This is a genomic window from Affinundibacterium macrobrachii, assembly GCF_014652415.1.
In the GTDB taxonomy this organism is placed as follows: Bacteria; Pseudomonadota; Gammaproteobacteria; order Burkholderiales; family Burkholderiaceae_D; genus Undibacterium; species Undibacterium macrobrachii.
Genome location: NZ_BMYT01000009.1, coordinates 14,738 through 31,129, shown reverse-complemented (window position 1 = coordinate 31,129; position 16,392 = coordinate 14,738). Strand labels below are relative to the sequence as shown.

The following is a 16,392-nucleotide window of genomic DNA, read 5'->3' as shown; positions in this document are numbered from 1 at the left end:
CCATCATGTCATCAACATCCCCGATCGAACCAAGCAACGAAGCTCAAGCCCCTAGTGCATCTAAGCCAAATTTGGTGGCACGCATACTTTTGCAATTCTTGCTAGTTGTCTTTGGTCTGATGTTGACAGGCGTCCTGGTACTTGTTTTTGCGATCTCAATGGCTTATCCCAACCTCCCTGAGATTGATGCAATTACCAGTTACCGCCCCAAAATGCCCATGCGGGTGTTTTCTGCCGACAATGTTTTGATCGCAGAATTTGGAGAGGAAAGACGCAATGTTGTTCACTTCTCAGAAATTCCCGATGTGATGAAAAAAGCGGTACTTGCCATTGAGGATGATCGATTCTATGAACATGGTGGCGTCGATTATATCGGTATTGCCCGCGCTGCTATCAATAATGTAACAACTAGTAACAAACAAGGTGCTTCAACCATCACCCAGCAAGTTGCAAGAAATTTTTTCTTATCAACCGAGCAAACCATTAAACGCAAGATTTATGAAATTTTGCTTGCATGGAAGATAGAACAAAATCTGACCAAAGATCAGATTCTCGAGGTGTACATGAACCAAATTTATTTGGGACAGCGCGCCTATGGTTTTTCCTCTGCAGCTCAAATTTATTTCGGAAAAAGCCTAAAAGACATCACAGTAGCAGAGGCTGCAATGCTCGCAGGCCTACCAAAAGCACCGTCAGCCTACAATCCAGTTGCTAACCCAAAACGCGCGACGGTACGCCAACAGTACATTCTGCAACGCATGAAGCAACTGGGCTACATCACGGAAGCGCAGTATGAAGTTGCAAAAGTAGAGAAATTACACATCAAAACCAATAGTGCCGAATTTGCGATTCACGCGGAATACGTGGCGGAGATGGCTCGCCAGTTGGTGTATGAACAATTTAAGGAAGATACCTACACGCACGGATTTAACGTCTATACAACAATCACCAAAGAAGAACAAGAAACTGCTTATGCCGCTTTGCGGAAAGGCATACTTGATTACGAACGCCGTCATGGCTACCGCGGTCCGGAAGCGATTGTTGAACTACCTAGAAATAAAGAAGTCGCGGATGAAATTATCGAGAAAGAACTAGCCGACCACCCAGACAGTGATGACATTTTGGCTGCCATGGTGACCGAGGCAAGTCCAACGTCGGTAAAAGCAACTTTATCAAACGGAGAGGAAATTCAAATTACAGGAGCAGGCTTAAGCTTTGCAGCCTCAGGTTTAAAAGCCAATGCCCCACCCAATAAGCGCATACAACGTGGTGCAGTAATTCGAGTAATTTTAGAAGGAAAGAACTGGTCCATCATTCAAATGCCTGAAGTGCAATCCGCATTTGTTGCCGCAGACACGCACGATGGCGCGATTCGCGCACTGGTGGGCGGTTTTGATTACAACCTAAACAAATTCAACCATGTGACACAAGCCTGGCGCCAACCTGGATCGAGTTTCAAACCTTTTATTTATTCCTCGTCATTAGAAAGAGGGCTGTCCCCACAAACAATTATTAATGACTCGCCAATTAGCTTCGATGCTGGTCAAACTGGAGGACAAGCTTGGGAACCAAAGAATTACGATGGAAAGTACGAAGGCCCTATGTCGATGCGCAAAGGTCTGACCAAGTCCAAAAACATGGTGTCGATTCGCATACTGCAAAAAGTTGGTGCCAAGTACGGGCAGGAATACACCAGTCGCTTCGGCTTCCTTCCTGAAAAAAATCCGCCTTACTTAACCTTGGCGTTGGGTGCTGGTGCCGTTACGCCATTACAAATGGCTGGAGCGTATGCAGTGTTTGCAAATGGGGGCTACAAAGTAAATCCTTACCTGATTTCCAAAATTACGGATTCCGAAGGAAAAGTCATCGCGCAAGCCAAGCCCGACACAGCAGCGGACGAAGCCAATCGCGTCATCGATGAACGCAATGCCTTCTTAATGGATAGTATGCTCAGAGATGTGGTTCGCTTTGGAACCGCGACCAAAGCACTCTCGCTAAAACGACCAGATATCGCCGGCAAAACGGGTACGACGAATGACTCGATCGACGCTTGGTTCGCAGGTTATCAAGCAAAAATCGTTGGCGTTGCTTGGATGGGGTATGACCAACCGCGTAATCTAGGTAATCGCGAAACCGGTGGCGGCCTCGCCCTACCTATTTGGATTAGTTACATGCAACGCGCTTTACGTGATATCCCGATTATGGAACGACCTATTCCAAACGGCATTATTCAAGCTGAGGGTGACTACTTCTATGTAGAAAACCCACCGGGTTCAGTGCCTCGCGCCTTGAATGCAGACGAAGTAATTATTGAATAAGTAGATCAATAAAAAATAGCGAGAAATTTTCTCGCTATTTTTTTGTTTTTTATTGAGACTACAATTTATTTTTCTAAACGATTCAATTCTGCGATTCTGCAATATCGCGCAGAACAGCAAATAACTCTGATTGATCGCGTGTATTACGCCAAAACGCGCCATCATATTTGTAGTGAAAACCGCCCGATCGCGCAGCCACCCACATTTCTTGCATCGGTGCTTGGCTATTCACAATAATCTTAGAGCCATTACCAACAAATTCAATTTCTAAAACATTGCCGCTGCGTTTGGTATCCACATCCCATACATCCGTTTCAAACGCTGTCTCAAACATTTCCTGCACTTGTTGCAAGCAGCTATCCGCCAGCACTAAAAATTCCGATTCCGTCATGTTACACTCCCACTTTCAATGAAATTCTGCATATCCATGCGGCATTCTATACGGGTTACAAGATTTTGAATAAGCACACACGCATTTCCCCACGTATCGCAGGGACAATTCTTCTCAGCACTTTCTTACTGAGTGCTTGCGGTCAAAAGGGACCACTTTACATGCCAGAAAAAAAAGCGAGCTCAGCGACACCAAATGTGACGCAATCAATGCCGACACAAACTGAGACAACGCCATCAAAATAAGCCGCTAGCGTTTCATGCGTGACTGCAAACGCCAATACAGACGCACGCCCAACAAACCACTGACTAGCGCCGCAAACAACAAGGGTTGCAGTAATAAATTTTTCCCCGCCTTCATCCAGAAATAATGCAGTACGCCTAAGGGGGCAATCAAATAAACCAATCGGTGTAGTAGTTGCCATTGTTTGCCACCCAACTGTCTGATCATCCATTGGTTGCTCGTCAAAGCCAAAGGCAGCAACAACACGAATGCAACAAAGCCCACGGTGATAAAAGGACGCTTTACCACATCACGCCACATATCACTCAGGTCGAAGAAATGGTCAAACCACAAAAAGGTTAAGAAATGCAGCGACGCATAAAAGAAGGCATACAGACCAAGCATGCGACGCAAGCGAATCAACCAATGCCACTCTAAAATTTTACGCAGTGGCGTAATCGCCAAGCTAATACAAAGAAAATATAGCGCCCAATCACCCGTATTACGCGTAATAAACTCCAAAGGATTCGCGCCAAGTGCATCTTGGTAAACTGCATAAACCAAGCGCAGAAACGGTAGCAAAGCTAATACAAACACAATCACTCTGCACCAGAATAATTGGCGCGGACTTAAGGATTTAATTGTCAGCATTAATAGAACTTTCTTAGATCCATTCCGGTATACAAACTGGCGACTTCACTATATCCATTGAACATCAGCGTCTTGCGTTTGCGCGATAAGAATCCATCTTCACCGATGCGTCGCTCGCTTGCTTGCGACCAGCGAGGGTGATCTACCTCTGGATTCACATTTGAATAAAAACCATATTCTTCTGGAGCCGATAAATTCCACGAGGTACGCGGTTGATCTTTGGTCAATCGAATTTTCACAATGGATTTAGCCGATTTAAAACCATACTTCCACGGCAATACTAAACGCACTGGCGCGCCATTTTGCTTGGGCAAAACCTCACCATACATACCTAGTGCAAGCAGACTTAATGGATGCATCGCTTCATCCATTCTTAAACCTTCGGTGTAAGGCCACTGTAAGACGCGACTGTTCACGCCGGGCATTTGGCGCTTATCCGCCAAGGAAATAAATTCAACATAACGCGCATTCGCAGTTGGCTCTACTTTCTTCAATAACTGCGACAAGGAGTAGCCTATCCACGGTATCACCATTGACCAACCTTCTACACATCGCAAGCGGTACACTCGCTCTTCAAGTGGTGCAAGTTTCAACAAGCTATCCAAGTCCAGTGTTATTGGCTTTTTCACTTCGCCTTCGATCGTCACCATCCATGGTCGCGTTTTTAAGCTATCCGCATTCTCCGCTGGGTCTGCCTTGTCGGTTCCGAATTCGTAGAAATTATTGTAAGTCGTCGCATCTTTATACGACGTTCTTTTATCGAGAATCAGATAATTCGGATTCGCGGCGGCGGCTAATTTCTGCGCGCTAGGATTTTGTGCGAACGCTTCACGTTGCGCCATTTCAATCACGCCCGCACTGGCGATTGAACCGACAGCAAGTTGACGTATAAAATCACGACGGGATTCAAATACATTGCGTGGAGTGATATCTGAGGCGCTCAAAATTTCATCACCATATTTCTGAAATGGCATACGCATTGTTAATCCCTTTATCTAAAAAAAAAACATCCATAAATCGTCATACTACTGAATGAGTCGAAACCCACCTCAGAACCTTACAGAGACATGAAAGTTTCTCGCATGTCGGTTCAAAGATACTTACAGCCAATACTGTACAGATAAAAAAAGCGGCGCAGACTTGTTGTCGACGCCGCTTTTACTTAAATCATCATCAATTACAATTCACCGTAGGAATGCAAACCTGACAAAAACATATTCACACCCAAGAAAGCAAAGGTCGTCACCAACAAACCGACCAATGCCCACCACGATGCCAATTGGCCGCGCAAGCCTTTCATCAAACGCATGTGCAGCCATGCAGCGTAATTCAACCAAACAATCAGTGCCCAAGTTTCTTTAGGATCCCAAGACCAATATCCACCCCACGCTTCGGCAGCCCAAAGTGCACCCAAAATTGTCGCAATGGTAAAGAAAATAAAACCAACAGAAATCGCTTTATACATAACGTCATCTAGCACTTCCGATGGTGGCATGCGCTCCAGAATCAGCTCTCGCTTAAGAATGGTAAATGAGAAGATGACCACTAATACCGCGACCATTTTTGTTGCCTTCAAAAGAGCGGCAAAAAAGTCGCTCTGACTTCCTGAAATATAGGCAATTAACCAAGTTGCAGCTAGGATAGACGAAGGCACAATAACAAACCCCATCCACAAAACCATTTGCTTTTCATGGCGAAGTAAATAAATCCAAGCTACCATAGCCGCCAACGCAAAGGTGCCATAGCCTATGAAATTCGCGGGCACATGGATTTTCATCCACCAACTTTGCAATGCAGGCACCAAGGGTTGAATTTCAGCAGCATCACGACTTACTGTGTACCACAACAAGAATGCAACCGCGGCGGTGATCACCAACAACACGAACGCGCCCAATTGACGAGTCCCGTAACTTTCCTCGTAATACAAATAGAACAGCGCGGTAATCAAGCAAAACAAAACGAATACTTCATACAGATTCGAAACTGGAATATGCCCAATATCAGGGCCGATCAAATAAGACTCATACCAACGTACCAACATGCCCGTAAAACCCATGATGACAGCCGCCCAACACAAAGCTGAACCAACCGATGCGCCAAAATCAGAGCGGGCAATCACGCCTCCCCAATAAAATAATGTGGAAAGAATAAAGAAAGTACTCATCCACAAAATAGCGGACTGACTTGATAGCAAATACTTCAAGAAAAATTTCTTATTCGCGAGATCCAAAGAACCAGCATATTGAGAAATGGCGAACAAGGACAACACCGCCAAAACGATCATCAGTGGACGCATCGATTTCCAATGCCATCCCAACCAAGCGAAGGTAGGTGCAGTCAGGAGCAGAATGGCCTCTTCGTATATATCCATATGTGCGCCGTAGCGATTAAATGCAAAAAAAGCACCTGCGCACAGCAATGCCGCATAGATCCAATCGAAAGCGCTGCGGCGCTGAAAATAATTTTGATATGTCAAACTCGTTTCCATACAAATCCCGTGAGAATAATTTTTAAATTCTTGGTTGATTGAGTCAAGCACTTCAGTGTAAATGTTAACTTGAAGTAGTCACAGATTCAGTTGGCTGCTCAGGTACGCCGAGCTGCTTTTTCAATTGCTCAAATTCTTTTTCAAAATCCAAAGTCTTGCGCTGAGAACTCAATGCCATCAATGCGTGTGTTTCACCCGCATCATGTTTAATCCAAATCCACAAACGACGTTCGCGAATATAGAACATTGAGAACACACCGATCACCAAAAATAAGCCGCCAAGATACACCACATTTTGTCCTGGTGCTCGCGTCACCTGAAATACCGAAGCCTTGATTTCTTCAAAACCAGTCATTTGTAAATAGACAGGTGCACCGTAGAAGAAAGCGTCAGACAAAGCCGAGGTTGCTAATTGCAAAAACTGAGCGCGTTTTTCGGTCAACTCCAATGCTGGCAACCCTTCTTTCTGACGAGCCAACTGCCATAAATCCCACATACTTCCGTTGAGGATTTTCATAAACACATCTGCTGCTTTGGTTTGTTCTTCTGCAGGAATATTTTCTAAGAAACCGGCAATCGCCGTAAATCCCGCCAGTTTTGGCGCATCGCCTTCACCAGCAAAAATACTCAAGCCTTTCTTGGCGGAATTGGCCAACTGCACTTGCATTGCTTCGGCCCCTGCGTTCGGCAACGCACGTTTGGCATACACCTCTGCAGCCCGCGATCTTAATTCTGGATTAGCCAACGCAGCACGCAAACGCATCCATTCATCCAACTTATCATCTTCATCCGCAGGAATTCTTAAATAACGGAATTGATCATTTGGTGAGTCGCGCGCACCAGCTAAGAAGACCCAACTACCATCCAACAAAACGGGCTGCATGTAGTTGTGAAACTCCCTCGCCTGCCCAGTCTTATCGCGCAATTTGTATTGCATACTTGGACCGACATTTTTCAAGTCTTTATTGTTCGCGTTTTTGGCGGCAGAACCGGAATGCTTATCCAAGTCAGCAGTTAATTTCTGCGCAAAGTTTTGATTCGGATGGACTGCGCGTAAGTCCTGTCCTTCACGCGCTAAATTTTCGACATTAAACGGTCTAAAAGCACTCCATTCGATCGTATATTCATCGCGACCATTTGCCTGTTCAGCAGTCAGCTTATTCTCGCCACCCATTTTGGCGCTAATTGGAAATTTTCCTAAATTAGCCCCAGTCATACTGTGCGCCTGCACTTGCAACAGACTTCCTCCATCATCAAAACTGGATTGGAAAATGGCGATTCCTTTATAGATTAAAGGATGATTGACTTTAATAGTCGAATCAAAGGTTTTGCCAGTTTCATGATCAACGATGGTGACATCACTTGCGAATAGTTTTGGCATCCCTGTCGAATAAAAATCAATATGAAATTTCTTCAACCGAATGGTGAACGGTAACTCTTGCAACAACACTCCTTTTGCCTGCGGAATGACCGCCGTATCGCCACTTTTGCCCTCTGGAATAGCAATATTGCCGCGGAAAGTTGGATTCGCTAACGACAATTTGTGCTGCGCTGGAATTTGCGAAATCAATACCCCACTGCCCTCAAAGGGGACTTTGCCACCAAACCATTGCTGAAATCGAATCGCTAGATCCGAATCCAATAGGCCACCAATACAAATAACAACGATGGCAGCATGTGCAAAAATGTAACCCCACTTGTTGGCTGCGCCTTTTTTTGCTGCGATCAAACTCGCATTTTCTTTTTCAACCAGCTTAAATTGATACCCTAAATTCTTTATTTGCTGTGTCATCTGCTGAGTCATTGCCTCTCTTGAGACCGTGCCACGCCACTCAGCTTTATGACGAAAATTACGCAATGATTGCTCGCGTACATTTTCACGCCAACTACGCATATCTTTCAGCATTTTCGGCGTATTGCGAATCAAGCATAAACTCGTCGACAAAACCAAAAAGCCCATGATGGCCAAAAACCACCATGCAGAATACACAGAATACAAACTCAAATGTTGAAAAACCTCAAACCAAAATGGGCCAAACTGATTCACGTAATTCGGCAAAGGTTCATTTTGTTTCAGTACGGTGCCAGTAATCGACGAGATCGCGATAATCGTCAGTAAGCTGATTGCAAAACGCATTGACGACAAAAGCTCCACACTATTGGCGAGCCAAGCACGTTGCGTTTTAATTTCTAGGCCTGAGGTGTTAGTTTCAAGTTCCATACATGTCCAAAAACAAAAAGGGGATGGCATTTGCCACCCCCTCCGTTAATCGTTTTACTTGTTATTGTAGTTGTGAAGCGTTTACTTCAAACCAGCAACATAATCAGCAACTGCTTTCATTTCTTCATCTGACATACGTTTTGCAATAGTTGTCATCTGCGCGCTATTTTTACGAGCGCCTGTGCGGAACGCTGTCAACTGCGCCACGGTGTAATCTTGGTGTTGACCAGCGATACGTGGGAATTGCGCGGGGATACCTGCGCCATTTGGACTATGACAACCAGCACAAGCAGCAACATTCTTCTCCGCAATACCTGCACGGTAAATAGTTTGACCTAAGTTCACGATGTCTTTATTTTTTGCAGCGCCAGCCTTCGGCTTTTGCACTGCCAAATAGGCAGACACATTTTTCATGTCTTCTGGAGTCATTAACTTAGAGAATGTCGTCATGACTGCATTATTACGCGCTGGTGTCGTGAAATCCATTAATTGCTTTACGAGGTAAGCGTCATGCTGACCTGACAATTTAGGATTAATACTGATTGTTGAATTTCCTGCAGCACCATGACATGAAACACAAGCAACAATACCGCGAGCTGCATCGCCGTTGCTGTACAAAGCTTCACCTTTTGCCAGATCAGCTTTGACTGGTTTAGCTACAGGCTCAGTTGCAGAGGCAATAGAAACGAGTGAAGATGCCGCTAAAGCAACGATGCTGAGGGACTTGGAAAATGATAAAAATGCACGGTTCATTCAAACACCTTGAGACTAAAAATTGGAAATCGGTTCTATTGATGCATCTGAGAAGCAAAACTTACGTGACAAGCAATGATGCCATGGAGCCCACGTAGCTAACCCCTTATTGTACAATAGCTTTCGTGGAAATGTTGAGCTATTCCAAGTCAATTGACGTTAAGAAACCTCACATTTCAAGATGAAACGCATCGTTTTATCCCTTTTTTTGCATTTTTGCCCCTCCTTTTTGATTGGCCCTGATTTATGTCTATCCTCTGGCAAGCCCGGTTCTTTACCACAGTCAACCACTTACGCGATCTGCCGAGCTTACAAGTGCCGGAAGTCGCATTTGCTGGTCGTTCAAATGCTGGCAAGTCAACCGCGATCAATATTCTATGTAATCAGAAAAAACTTTGTTTTGCATCTAAGACGCCCGGGCGCACGCAGCACATTAACTTTTTTTCAATTGGCGGCGCGCATGTCGGCCAACACCGCAAGGATGAAACACGACAAGATGAAATTCGCGCTTTGCTAGTCGACTTACCGGGTTACGGCTATGCTGAAGTTCCGGGTGCAGCTAAGAATCATTGGAACGTCTTACTCGGCAGCTACGTACAAAGACGTGAGCAATTAGCGGCTTTGATTTTGATCATGGATTCACGCCGCCCATTCACCGATTTAGATAAACAAATGTTAGAGTGGTTCGCGCCGACAGGTCGCCCAATTCATTGCTTATTAACAAAAGCCGATAAACTCAATCGCAATGACGCAACCAATGCGCTGCGCTTAGCACAAAATATTTTGGCCAGTTATGTGGATGCAAATGGCACGCCCTATCCATTTACTGCACAATTATTTTCAGCATTAAACCGAACTGGTATCGAAGAAGCGGATGCAAAAATTCGTGAATTGACTGGCTTGGATGCAACACCAATCTTTGAAGACATGAAGCAAGCAGACAGTAATTCTGATTTGGCATAAAAAAACCCCGGCACTTTGTAGTGCCGAGGAAAAAAAACGCCAATCGAATGGGAACAAGTGGCGCCCGCTTAGGGAGGACCAGCGGTAAGCATAATGCCTAATACTAAGAGCCAAATTCGTAAGAAAAGTTTCATTAACCTCGATAATTTTTTTAATCCTTATGTCCACTACTTTTTCAGCCCAATTTCCTCACCTGCGTATGCGCCGTATGCGCAAAGATACGTTCTCTCGTAATTTAATGCGTGAAAATCACGTCACTGCTGCCGATTTAATTTATCCCGTGTTTTTAGTTGACGGTGAAAACAAAGTCGAACCTGTCGCGTCCATGCCTGGTGTCGAACGCATGAGCTTGGATAAATTATTGGGAGTTGCCGATGATTGCGTTGCCTTAGGAATCCCCGTATTGGCCTTATTTCCATCGATCGAGAATCATTTAAAAACAGAAGATGGTGTCGAAGCGACTAACCCAGATGGTTTAATTCCGCGCGCTATTCGTGCACTGAAAGCGCGTTGCCCAGAATTAGGCATTTTGACCGATATCGCGTTAGATCCTTATACCAGTCACGGACAAGATGGTTTGATTAATGCCGATGGCTATGTGTTAAATGATGAAACGACTGCGATGCTGGTCAAGCAAGCGCTCACCCATGCCGCGGCTGGTGCCGATATCGTCGCTCCTAGCGATATGATGGATGGCAGAATTGGTGCAATTCGTAGCGCGCTTGAGGAACAAGGTTTCATCTACACTCGGATTATGGCTTACTCTGCGAAATATGCATCCGCATTTTATGGCCCGTTCCGCGACGCTGTTGGCTCTGCTGGCAACTTAGGAAAAAGTAACAAAGCCAATTATCAAATGGACCCAGCCAACAGCAATGAAGCATTGCGTGAAGTCGCGCTTGATTTGGCGGAAGGTGCGGACATGGTCATGGTGAAGCCTGGTATGCCTTATCTCGACATCGTACGTCGCGTAAAAGATGAGTTTAAAGTGCCGACGTTTGCCTACCAGGTTAGCGGTGAATATGCGATGATTAAAGCGGCAGCGCAGAACGGCTGGTTAGATCATGACAAGACCATGATGGAAGCAATCATGGCATTTAAACGTGCTGGTGCTGACGGTGTGCTAACTTACTTTGCTCGCGACATCGCGCGCTTGCTACAGCAAAGCAAATAAATTCACTTTGATCATTGAGTTTGCATTTCATGGATATTTTCTACATTAGCGATACGCAAGTCACTCTGAACCCGACCACATTAAATAGAGCGATCGATTTAATTGGCGATGGTGAAAACGACACTGGAGATGACGCTTATCGCTTTATGTGGATAGACATCACGCATGATGAAGTGGAGCGCGATGCAGAAGCTTGGCGCGATCAAGTTGAAAAACTCACTGGCATACGCATCTTTGATTTACATCTCAAGGACATCTGCAATCGCAGCCACCCTTCCAATTTTGATGCGACACAAGATTACGAATTAGTGATCTTTCAAAAGCTGGCATTAAATGGGGAGAGTGGCGAATCCAATTCAAGTCCGCAAGAGGGTCATAATGCCAAGAAAAAAATGCCGGCAGTTTTACATCGACTGCAAACGCAGCCTGTTTCTTTTCTCTTGATTGGTAACGCACTGATCACTGTACGCGCAAACTATAGTCGCACGGTGGAAACCATGCGCGCACGCTTACTCAACTTCAAGCCCAAAGACAATAATAACTTGAGCAGTAAATTGCCGGCATCACCAGAGGATTTAATGCTGCGTTTGTTAAATGCCATGGTTGATCAATATCTCGATTTACGCCAGCCATTAACCAATCAATTAGATCGCTGGCAGCATGCATTACTTGATCCGCGCAAACCATTTAATAACTGGGTTGCTTTACTCGACTCAAGGGTGGAACTACGCAAGCTAGAGCATTTATGTGAAGAACAATATGATGCTTTACAAGAGCTGCGCGATCACTTTATTGACACGTTTGACGGGTCTGGCAACAAACAAAGTCGCGCTAAAGATTTGTTATTGGTTCGCACTAATGATGTGATGGAACATATTAATCGCGTGCTCAATCACACTCGACGACTAGAAGCATCGCTTGAATCGTCGGTGCAAATTCACTTCGCGGCCGTGTCACACAAAACCAGCGAGATTATGCGTATCTTGACGGTGATCACCGCTTTGTTTATGCCGCTGACTTTAATCACAGGGATTTTCGGCATGAATTTCGCAAAGATGCCGTGGATTAATGAAGATACTGGTTTCAAACTCGTACTTGGACTGATGGCATTCACCGTCATCCTTTTTTTAATTGCGATGCGGCTGCAAGGTTATTTAGAGGGTCGCGGACAGCGCAATGAATAATTCACGACTCCCAAAGCACGCGCATTCACAATGACCACACATAGCTTTCTCTGGCACGACTACGAAACCTTCGGTGCACAAGCACGACGCGATCGCCCGGCACAATTTGCGGCAATTCGTACCGATGCTGACTTAAATGAAATCGGTGAGCCGATTAATTTGTTTTGCAAACCAGCCAACGACTTTTTACCCGATCCACAATCCTGCCTAATCACGCATATCACGCCGCAGCAATGCCTTGAACAAGGCTTGCCTGAACACGCGTTTGCCGCCCAAATTGAGAAGCAGTTAGCGACGACGGGCACGATTGGTGTCGGTTACAACACAATACGCTTTGACGATGAAATTACACGCTTTATGTTTTGGCGTAATTTAATCGATCCTTATGCGCGCGAGTGGCAAAATCAATGTGGGCGCTGGGATATCATGGACATGGTTCGCACCACTTACGCGTTACGACCAGAAGGAATCAATTGGCCTTTAAATGATGAGGGAAAACCGAGCTTTAGGCTGGAACACCTCACGGCTGCAAACGGCATCACCCACGACGCAGCTCATGATGCACTATCAGATGTGCGCGCCACAATTGCATTAGCAAAATTAATCAAAGAAAAACAACCTAAATTATTTGATTTTTGTTTTGCACTACACAAGAAAGAAAAGGTCGCCAGTGAAATCGGTCTTCCCATACTTGCAAAACCTTTCTTGCACGTTTCTGGCATGTTCAGTACCGAGCGCGGTTGTCTTGCCGTGATGTGGCCGCTAGCAATTCACCCAAGCAATAAAAACGAGGTAATCGCTTGGGATCTACAATTCGATCCTAGCGAGCTGCGAAATTTAGACGTCGCTACCATTCAACAACGCATGTTTAGCAAGACCGATGCGCTGCCTGAAGGCGTTTTACGTTTACCGGTAAAAAGTATCCACCTAAACAAATCACCTATCGTGATTGGTAATCTCAAAACACTCAGCAATGACATGGCTGCTCGTTGGAATATCGACATGCAGCAAGTAATGACCAATATTGAATTAGCGCGCCAATTACAATCGACACTGAATCCGCAACTTTGGCAGCAAGTGTATTCACGCCCTACTTATGAAGCTGTTGATGTCGATGAAGATTTGTATGGTGGATTTATCAGCAGTGCAGACCGTAAGATCTTGAACGATTTGCGTCAACTTACGCCACAACAATTGGCATCCATGCATCCACATTTCAACGATAATCGTTTAGAAGAACTGGTATTTCGTTATCGCGCGCGTAATTTCCCAACGAGTCTCAATGTAGAAGAGCAAGCAGTATGGGAAGAACATCGACGGGCACGCATATTAGATGGTGAGGCAAATGCTCGCACGGTCGATGCCTATTTCAATGAAATTGATCAACTATCCGAAAATGCCGATGAGGAAGAGCAGCATATTTTGGGAGCTCTGTACGACTACGCTGAGCTCGTTGTGCCTGTTCGATAGAAACAAAAAAGCTGGATTTATTCCAGCTTTTTGTTTATTCGCCCTATCAAGTAAGACCAGTTAAATTAAGGCTTAAGGTTTTCTCATTTTTGGTTTCTAATTTTTGCTTTCTAATTGCTGCAATGAGTGCAAAAATTTCTCAGCGTTTTGATAGCCGATTACGCGCTTACCTAGAATTTCTTGACCAGCGCGATCAAAGAAGATGATCCCTGGCGGCCCAAACAAGCCGAAGCGCTTCAGCATCGCTTTATCATCTGAATCATTTTTCGTCACATCCACCTGCAATAACAGCATCTGATCTAATTTGGCTTTTACACGCGGCTCGACAAAGGTTAACTTCTCCATTTCTTTACACGAAATACACCAGTCCGCGTAGAAATCTAACATCACGAGCTTTTCTCTCGACTGCGCGAGAATCGTGTCCAACTCAGCCGTCGTTTTTACGCGCTGGAACTGCACATGCACCACATTCCCAGTCAAATGGGCAACTGGGGAAAGTGGATCGCGCCCACCAGTAATCAAGCCAATCAATTGCGCAGCGCCGCCCAAAATAAATAACATCGCTAAAAATTTTGAGAATACACGCCCCTTATACACAAACAACTGGTAGGCGCCATATGTCAACAAAAGAAGACTCCATGCCAGCATCTGATATAAGGCCGGGATAACAGGCGACACCATCCAAATAGCCATCGCCAACATAAGCACACCAAAAAATCGTTTGATCTGCTCCATCCATACGCCCGCGCGAGGCAACAAACTTCCCGCTGAAATACCCACCAAGAGTAGTGGCACGCCCATGCCAATTGCCATCGCAAACAGGGCAGCTCCACCGACCACCACATCTTTAGTTTGGCTAATGTAGACTAAGGCGCCAGCAAGCGGTGCGGCAACACAAGGGCCCACAATCAACGCTGACACAGCTCCCATCAAGAACACGCCAAGCATCTTGCCGTTTCGCTGCCCTTCGGAAAAATAAGTTAACTTGGTCTGTATAGCGACCGGCATTTGCAATTGATAAATGCCAAACATCGATAGTGAAAGGATCGCCATGAATAATGCAAAGGCACTGAGCACCCAAGGGTTTTGTAAGCTTGCGGACAGACCTTCCCCAAGCAAGCCTGCGGCCACCCCCAAAGCAGTGTAGACGAGCGCCATACCCAATACATAACTCAAAGATAAAAAGAAAGCGCGACTACGCTTAATTCCCGCACCTTCTCCAACAATGATATAGGACAGAATTGGCACCATCGGCAACACGCATGGTGTCAAAGACAAACCAAGACCCAACAAAATGAACAAAGGAATTATTAATGCCAATCGACCACTTTTGAGCGCTTCTGCGATGCTTGATTGCTCGCCACTTGACACGCTATCCATTGGTAAAACTTTTGAAGCGGGCAACGGCGCAATTTCAGCTAAGCTGACGGGGAGCACCAAATCCATAGGCGGATAACACAGGCCCGCATCTGCACACCCTTGAAGTCGAATCAGTGCTTGAAAATCTGATTTGGCATCGACGGGAATCAGTACAGTTAACTCGCGGTAGTAACTTTCTACATCCTTTTGAAATGTTTCATCGAACTTTACCTTTCCAGGAGGGATCTCAAAGGCGCCCAATTCAGCGCCTTTGGCCTCGAACTTAAATTGATCCCGATACAAATAGTAGCCATCCGCAATATCAAAGCGCACCGCCATTTGGTTGGCTGAAACCATCTGCGCTTTCACTTTAAACGCTAACTCAGGTGCTAAAAAATCTTCCGCGTGCAAACTTCCACTAGTGATAAGGCAAAGCACTAAGCTTATGCCTAACAGATAGCTTCGCTCAAACAAAAAACGAATGCGCAGAAGAAAATCAAAGCTTCCAATAAATGTCATAAAAATCTTCGTTATTAGTTATTGCGTTTTCATTCCAACAATCTCGTTTTGCGGTGCAAGGTAGATACACGCTACAAGATGCAAAGTTTCAGTATCTTAACGGAATATACAATTCGATGCTGCGCACGTATTTTCTGAAATCAAGCAAAAGAATAATTTCAACAACAAAACGTAGTAGACATAAAAAAAGCCGTTCATTTTACTGAACGGCTTTTTTTTGGTATGCAGACTGATGAAAGTTCAGCTTATTCTTCTACTGTTGGTGCATCTGCAGCGTCCGTGACTTCTGGACGATCCAACAATTCTACGTAGGCCATAGGCGCATTGTCGCCAACACGGAAACCCATTTTCAAAATACGCAGGTAACCACCGTTACGATTTGCAAAACGTGGTCCCAATTCAGCGAACAATTTTTGTACGATTTCACGATCGCGCAAACGGTTGAATGCCAAACGCTTGTTTGCCAATGTGTCTGTTTTACCCAAAGTCAAGATTGGCTCGACAACGCGGCGCAATTCTTTTGCTTTTGGCAAAGTTGTTTTGATCGCTTCGTGACGCAACAGAGAAACTGTCATATTGCGCAACATTGCTAAACGGTGTGATGATGTACGATTTAGCTTACGTAAGCCGTGACGATGACGCATGGTACTTCCTTTCGATATGTTTAAAAATTCCAGTT

At 45.1% G+C, this 16,392-nt stretch carries 14 protein-coding genes; 6 read left to right on the top strand and 8 right to left on the bottom strand.

Features of this window, described 5'->3' with window-relative positions; translation table 11 throughout:
• Positions 1-5 precede the first annotated feature (5 nt).
• Positions 6-2,318, top strand: coding sequence for a penicillin-binding protein 1A (locus IE103_RS17985; RefSeq protein WP_189347782.1), 2,313 nt, complete (start codon positions 6-8; stop codon positions 2,316-2,318).
• Positions 2,319-2,400: 82 nt separating this feature from the next.
• On the opposite strand, the gene cyaY is transcribed toward IE103_RS17985, so the two are convergent.
• Positions 2,401-2,709 (bottom strand): iron donor protein CyaY, encoded by a 309-nt coding sequence (cyaY, locus tag IE103_RS17980; protein ID WP_189347780.1) that lies wholly within the window; start codon positions 2,707-2,709, stop codon positions 2,401-2,403.
• A 65-nt stretch (positions 2,710-2,774) separates the two neighbouring features.
• On the opposite strand from cyaY, the gene lptM reads away from it, so the two are divergent.
• Positions 2,775-2,954: an LPS translocon maturation chaperone LptM gene (gene lptM, locus IE103_RS18680; RefSeq protein WP_189347778.1), complete on the top strand. Its 180-nt coding sequence runs from the start codon at positions 2,775-2,777 to the stop codon at positions 2,952-2,954.
• A 4-nt stretch (positions 2,955-2,958) separates the two neighbouring features.
• On the opposite strand, the gene IE103_RS17970 is transcribed toward lptM, so the two are convergent.
• The 5 genes from IE103_RS17970 to IE103_RS17950 form a co-directional block, all read right to left on the bottom strand.
• Positions 2,959-3,582 carry a protein-methionine-sulfoxide reductase heme-binding subunit MsrQ gene (locus tag IE103_RS17970; protein WP_189347776.1) on the bottom strand — a complete coding sequence of 208 codons (624 nt, stop codon included), beginning with the start codon at positions 3,580-3,582 and terminating at the stop codon, positions 2,959-2,961.
• Positions 3,582-4,562 (bottom strand): protein-methionine-sulfoxide reductase catalytic subunit MsrP, encoded by a 981-nt coding sequence (gene msrP, locus IE103_RS17965; protein WP_189347774.1) that lies wholly within the window; start codon positions 4,560-4,562, stop codon positions 3,582-3,584. Before msrP ends, IE103_RS17970 begins: the two co-directional genes overlap by 1 nt.
• Before the next feature lie 197 nt (positions 4,563-4,759).
• Positions 4,760-6,070 (bottom strand): c-type cytochrome biogenesis protein CcsB, encoded by a 1,311-nt coding sequence (ccsB, locus tag IE103_RS17960; protein ID WP_189347772.1) that lies wholly within the window; start codon positions 6,068-6,070, stop codon positions 4,760-4,762.
• Between the two features lie 64 nt (positions 6,071-6,134).
• Complete coding sequence (locus tag IE103_RS17955) at positions 6,135-8,291, bottom strand: cytochrome c biogenesis protein ResB (protein WP_189347770.1); 2,157 nt, start codon at positions 8,289-8,291, stop codon at positions 6,135-6,137.
• Positions 8,292-8,372: 81 nt separating this feature from the next.
• Positions 8,373-9,044: a c-type cytochrome gene (locus IE103_RS17950; RefSeq protein WP_189347768.1), complete on the bottom strand. Its 672-nt coding sequence runs from the start codon at positions 9,042-9,044 to the stop codon at positions 8,373-8,375.
• A 246-nt stretch (positions 9,045-9,290) separates the two neighbouring features.
• On the opposite strand from IE103_RS17950, the gene yihA reads away from it, so the two are divergent.
• The 4 genes from yihA to sbcB all read left to right on the top strand — a co-directional run bounded on the left by yihA (position 9,291) and on the right by sbcB (position 13,835).
• Complete coding sequence (yihA, locus tag IE103_RS17945) at positions 9,291-10,007, top strand: ribosome biogenesis GTP-binding protein YihA/YsxC (RefSeq protein WP_189347766.1); 717 nt, start codon at positions 9,291-9,293, stop codon at positions 10,005-10,007.
• Positions 10,008-10,167: 160 nt separating this feature from the next.
• Positions 10,168-11,181 (top strand): porphobilinogen synthase, encoded by a 1,014-nt coding sequence (gene hemB, locus IE103_RS17940; protein WP_189347764.1) that lies wholly within the window; start codon positions 10,168-10,170, stop codon positions 11,179-11,181.
• A gap of 29 nt (positions 11,182-11,210) precedes the next feature.
• On the top strand, positions 11,211-12,365 hold the full coding sequence (locus tag IE103_RS17935; RefSeq protein WP_189347763.1) for a magnesium transporter CorA family protein: 1,155 nt from the start codon (positions 11,211-11,213) through the stop codon (positions 12,363-12,365).
• 30 nt (positions 12,366-12,395) lie between these two features.
• Entirely contained in the window at positions 12,396-13,835 is a 1,440-nt protein-coding gene (sbcB, locus tag IE103_RS17930) for an exodeoxyribonuclease I (RefSeq protein ID WP_189347761.1), read from the top strand.
• A 96-nt stretch (positions 13,836-13,931) separates the two neighbouring features.
• On the opposite strand, the gene dsbD is transcribed toward sbcB, so the two are convergent.
• Positions 13,932-15,713, bottom strand: coding sequence for a protein-disulfide reductase DsbD (dsbD, locus tag IE103_RS17925; protein ID WP_189347759.1), 1,782 nt, complete (start codon positions 15,711-15,713; stop codon positions 13,932-13,934).
• A gap of 245 nt (positions 15,714-15,958) precedes the next feature.
• Entirely contained in the window at positions 15,959-16,357 is a 399-nt protein-coding gene (rplQ, locus tag IE103_RS17920; protein ID WP_189347757.1) for a 50S ribosomal protein L17, read from the bottom strand.
• Between the last annotated feature and the right edge of the window lie 35 nt (positions 16,358-16,392).

Coding starts and splice junctions, on each gene's coding strand:
- IE103_RS17985 (WP_189347782.1), top strand. CDS start 6: ATGTCATCAACATCCCCGATCGAACCAAGCAACGAAGCTCAAGCCCCT.
- cyaY (WP_189347780.1), bottom strand. CDS start 2,709: ATGACGGAATCGGAATTTTTAGTGCTGGCGGATAGCTGCTTGCAACAA.
- IE103_RS17970 (WP_189347776.1), bottom strand. CDS start 3,582: ATGCTGACAATTAAATCCTTAAGTCCGCGCCAATTATTCTGGTGCAGA.
- msrP (WP_189347774.1), bottom strand. CDS start 4,562: ATGCGTATGCCATTTCAGAAATATGGTGATGAAATTTTGAGCGCCTCA.
- ccsB (WP_189347772.1), bottom strand. CDS start 6,070: ATGGAAACGAGTTTGACATATCAAAATTATTTTCAGCGCCGCAGCGCT.
- IE103_RS17955 (WP_189347770.1), bottom strand. CDS start 8,291: ATGGAACTTGAAACTAACACCTCAGGCCTAGAAATTAAAACGCAACGT.
- IE103_RS17950 (WP_189347768.1), bottom strand. CDS start 9,044: ATGAACCGTGCATTTTTATCATTTTCCAAGTCCCTCAGCATCGTTGCT.
- yihA (WP_189347766.1), top strand. CDS start 9,291: ATGTCTATCCTCTGGCAAGCCCGGTTCTTTACCACAGTCAACCACTTA.
- hemB (WP_189347764.1), top strand. CDS start 10,168: ATGTCCACTACTTTTTCAGCCCAATTTCCTCACCTGCGTATGCGCCGT.
- IE103_RS17935 (WP_189347763.1), top strand. CDS start 11,211: ATGGATATTTTCTACATTAGCGATACGCAAGTCACTCTGAACCCGACC.
- sbcB (WP_189347761.1), top strand. CDS start 12,396: ATGACCACACATAGCTTTCTCTGGCACGACTACGAAACCTTCGGTGCA.
- dsbD (WP_189347759.1), bottom strand. CDS start 15,713: ATGACATTTATTGGAAGCTTTGATTTTCTTCTGCGCATTCGTTTTTTG.
- rplQ (WP_189347757.1), bottom strand. CDS start 16,357: ATGCGTCATCGTCACGGCTTACGTAAGCTAAATCGTACATCATCACAC.